This is a genomic window from Stenotrophomonas maltophilia group sp. RNC7 (genome assembly GCF_030910085.1).
GTDB lineage: Bacteria > Pseudomonadota > Gammaproteobacteria > Xanthomonadales > Xanthomonadaceae > Stenotrophomonas > Stenotrophomonas sepilia.
In genome coordinates this window covers 1-3898 of the sequence record NZ_JAVFVN010000862.1, presented here as the reverse complement: position 1 = coordinate 3898, position 3898 = coordinate 1, and the positions used below count along the sequence as shown (strand labels likewise).

Sequence of the window (3898 nt, the reverse complement as noted above, 5' to 3'; positions counted from 1 at the left end):
GATGGTGAAGCGGGCAGGTGCCGACCGTTGGTGGGCACACCGGTTATTGCATCGCTCGCTGCAAGCGCGCGGGTGTGGGTAGTGCGGGCCGCTGGCCGGGTGTTGGCACATCCGGTTGGGTTCAAGCGGAGCCGGCCAGCGGCCGGCACTACCCTCACCCGCTCGCTTGCAGCGAGCGATGCAATAACCGGTGTGCCGACCAACGGTCGGCACCTGCCCGCTTCACCATCAGCCCCTCGCCTACAGCGACCGGCTGATGGTGAAGCTGCCGAACACCGGCGCCTCGCGCTGGCCGTTTAACTCGCGCGTGCTGTGGTAGCGCGCGGCGGCGAACTTCCAGCGGCCGTACATCACCGCCACGCCGTACCCGCCGTAGGCCACCACATGGCGCTTGTCCACGCTGTGACTGTTGCGGAAGGTGTTGCCATCCAGGGTGATATCGCGGATCACCCAGGCAGCGTCCGAGGTCGCGAACAGGTGCCAGGACCACCCACTGGGGCGGCCGCGGCGGGTCGGCGCGGTGTTTTCGCCGGCCGGGCGCAGCGGCGTGCTGCCGAAGTCGTCTGGCAGCTTCCAGCCAAAGCGCACTTCACCGCCGAAATTGGCCTTGGTTTCCAGGTTGCCGATCGACCCGCCGTAGTGGCTGATCGCGTCCCAACCCCAACCGTCGGCATTGACGCTGGCATCGCCCGGCCAGCGGCGCATGCGCTCATGGGTCAGCATGAACAGTGGTTCGTTGTGCAGCTGGTTGTCCCAACCCTTGAATTTTTCGTCGCCCAGCACGTCGTGCACGGCATTCTGCACCTGCTTGCCCTGTGCCCACGGACCGACCACGCCCAGTGTCAGCTGGGTGGTCTGCAGGTGGTCGCCGCTGCGCGCATTGAAACCGAAGTTCGCGATCAGCACGCCGGCGTAAGGGCGGTCGTCCTCGATCAGGTCCCTGCGAGTGAAATCGGTCGGGGTGAAGATCCCCTGGCCGATGCTGAAGATCATGTTCTGCTGTTCGAACTTGCCCGGATGCAGCCCTTCCAGGTACCGGTTTACCCAGCGCGCCATGCGCGGCAGGCAGGGGTCGTCGGTGTAATCGACCAGATTGGGGGAGACCAGGGTCAACAGCGCACCGTTGGTATAGCCCTGATCCTGGTGGCGGCCGCCGAACAGGTCGTTGTCGACGCGGAAATTGACCTGCGGCGGGTGGTCGCGCATGGCGTCCGGGCCACATTGTTCGGCCGCCTGGGCGGCAAGGGGGAGGGCAGAGGCCAGCAGGCCGGCGAGCCCGAGAGCTGCGACACTACGCATGGATGGAATGCTCATGGGGAAGGGGGCGGTTTTCAGTCGTTTTCTGCAACGCTACGGTACTCGTGCCCGCGCGTCGGAACGAGCACGTCCAGATCACTTGTCTGTTCCGAAAACAACATTGTCCGGCGGGCACAATTTGTTACCCGCGTACGCGCCGCAGGCCGGGCGTGAAGGCGGTCGCGGGCCGCCCGTACGATGTTCGCGCTGGTGATGGTCAGGAGATTGCAGTCAGCTGCCGTTGGGCCTCAGGCCCGTCCCTTTGGGCCGCCTGCAACGCAGCAGACCGCCGGTGCGGTCCTGGCGTTGATGAATACTCTTGGGTTTGTTGCCCTGCGGCCCGATAATGGGGCCATGGAAATCAAGTCCGACAACCCCGACCACGGCTTCCAGTTCCCCGGCCAGTTCGAGCTCAGCGCCATGGGCCCGGCCAACCGCGGCCTGGAGCATGAGCTTCCCCGCCTGTTGCTGGCCGCCGGCATCGATGTGGTGAACGAACGCATCAGCTGGAAGCACTCCTCCAACGGCAAGTACGTGTCCGTCCGCATCGTGTTCAAGGCCGAGAGCCGCGAACAGTACGACCTGGCGCACCAGGCGCTGCGTGACCACCCGGAAGTGAAGTGGACGCTGTAGCCGACTCCTGCCCGGCCGAAGCCGCCCCGGAGGACCGTGCGCCGCGTCCGGCGCTGGTCCGTGACCTCGGCCGCCAGCCGTATGAACCGGTGTGGCGCGCCATGCAGCGCTTCACCGACCAGCGCAGCGACGCCGATGCCGACGAGCTGTGGGTGGTCGAGCACGATCCGGTGTTCACCCTGGGCCAGGCCGGCAAGGACGAGCATGTGCTGGCGCCGGGCGACATCCCCGTGCTGCACGTGGACCGCGGCGGCCAGGTGACCTATCACGGTCCCGGCCAGATCGTGATCTATCCGTTGCTGCGCCTGCCACGGCTGGGTATCGGTGTGCGCGACTACGTGTGCCGCATCGAGCAGGCGATCATCGATACGCTGGCCGAGTGGAACATCGGCGCCGAACGCCGCGAGGGCGCCCCGGGCGTCTACGTCGGTGGTGCCAAGATTGCCGCACTCGGCATCCGTGTGCGCCGCGGCTGCACCTTCCATGGGCTGGCCTTCAACGTGGCCATGGACCTGGAACCCTTCCACCGCATCAATCCCTGTGGCTATCAGGGGTTGCAGGTGACCTCGGTGCTGGACTTGGGCGGCCCCTCGGGGATGGACGCCGTCAAGCCGGTGCTGCTGGACCACCTGGCCCGCCAGTTTGGCCTGCTGCTGCAGCACACGCCCGAACTGCCCGATCTTTCTGCGGCCGCCTGACCGCTCCCCGGAACTGCCATGACTGAAACCACCGCCCGTTCCATTCCCCTGCAGATCGTGCAGGGCGATTCTCCGTCCACCGCGCCGTTGCAGGCCGGGGTCAAGCAGCTGGGCGGTGACAAGATCAACCGTTCGCCGGTGCAGTTCGCCGATGCGCCGGTACTGCGCAAGCCGTCCTGGATCCGCGTGCGCATTCCTTCGGGCAATGCCGTGCAGAACCTGAAGGCCAAGCTGCGCGAGAACCGCCTGGTGACGGTATGCGAGGAAGCCAGCTGCCCGAATATCCACGAGTGCTTCGGTCATGGCACCGCCACCTTCATGATCCTCGGTGAGGTCTGCACCCGGCGCTGCTCGTTCTGCGACGTGGCCCATGGCCGCCCGAAGCCGCCGGATGCCAACGAGCCGGCCAGCCTCGGCCAGACCGTGGCCGACATGGGCCTGAAGTACGTGGTGGTGACCAGCGTCGACCGCGATGACCTGCGCGACGGGGGTGCCCAGCATTTCGTTGACTGCATCACCGCCATCCGCGAGAAGTCGCCGGGTACCCGCATCGAGGTGCTGACCCCGGACTTCCGCGGCAAGGGCCGCATGGAACGTGCGCTGGAGATCCTGGCGCAGAACCCGCCGGATGTGTTCAACCACAACATCGAGACCGTGCCGGACCTGTATCGCAACGTGCGCCCGGGTGCGGACTACCAGTGGTCGCTGAACCTGCTGAAGAACTTCAAGGCGCAGCATCCGGACGTGCCGACCAAGAGCGGCATCATGCTGGGCCTGGGCGAGGACTTCGAACAGATCAAGGCCACGATGCGTGACCTGCGCGCGCACGACGTGGACATGATCACCATCGGACAGTACCTGCAGCCGACCGCGCACCACCACCCCGTGCTGAAGTACTGGACGCCCGAGGACTACAAGGCGCTGGAAGTCTACGGCTACGAACTGGGCTTCAGCCACGTGGCCTCCGGCCCGATGGTGCGCTCGTCGTACCACGCCGACGTGCAGGCCAAGGGCGCCGGCGTTTCCTGACATCCTGCCGGTGGGTGGGAGCTGCTTCTCCTGTGGGTGCGGGCCGGTGGTGCCCACACCACAGCCAGCCCTAGATGCCGGCCCCCGCCCCGGGGGGTGGGGGCCGGCCCCCCCGCCCCCGCGCCGGGGGTCGGCACAACGGCAGGCAGCGGTGGGCGGCCCAACGGTCCGAACCCACAGGAGCAGCAGCTCCCACCCACCGGCAGGATGTCAGGAAACGCCGGCGCCCTTGGCCTGCACGT

General features: G+C 66.8%; 4 protein-coding genes. 3 read left to right on the top strand and 1 reads right to left on the bottom strand.

The genetic code is table 11. From position 1 onward, the window contains the following. Positions 1 to 240: 240 nt before the first annotated feature. Positions 241 to 1299 carry a lipid A deacylase LpxR family protein gene (locus tag RCF13_RS20315; RefSeq protein WP_134968131.1) on the bottom strand — a complete coding sequence of 353 codons (1059 nt, stop codon included), beginning with the start codon at positions 1297 to 1299 and terminating at the stop codon, positions 241 to 243. A 351-nt stretch (positions 1300 to 1650) separates the two neighbouring features. On the opposite strand from RCF13_RS20315, the gene RCF13_RS20310 reads away from it, so the two are divergent. From RCF13_RS20310 to lipA, 3 genes are read left to right on the top strand one after another with little or no spacing between them, the layout of a single operon-like run. Then, positions 1651 to 1929, top strand: coding sequence for a YbeD family protein (locus tag RCF13_RS20310; RefSeq protein WP_005411067.1), 279 nt, complete (start codon positions 1651 to 1653; stop codon positions 1927 to 1929). Continuing rightward, a complete protein-coding gene (lipB, locus tag RCF13_RS20305; RefSeq protein WP_134968132.1) occupies positions 1917 to 2627 on the top strand; it encodes a lipoyl(octanoyl) transferase LipB in 711 nt (236 codons plus the stop codon). Before RCF13_RS20310 ends, lipB begins: the two co-directional genes overlap by 13 nt. Positions 2628 to 2645: 18 nt before the next feature. After that, positions 2646 to 3656: a lipoyl synthase gene (gene lipA, locus RCF13_RS20300; protein WP_061479683.1), complete on the top strand. Its 1011-nt coding sequence runs from the start codon at positions 2646 to 2648 to the stop codon at positions 3654 to 3656. Positions 3657 to 3898 lie beyond the last annotated feature (242 nt).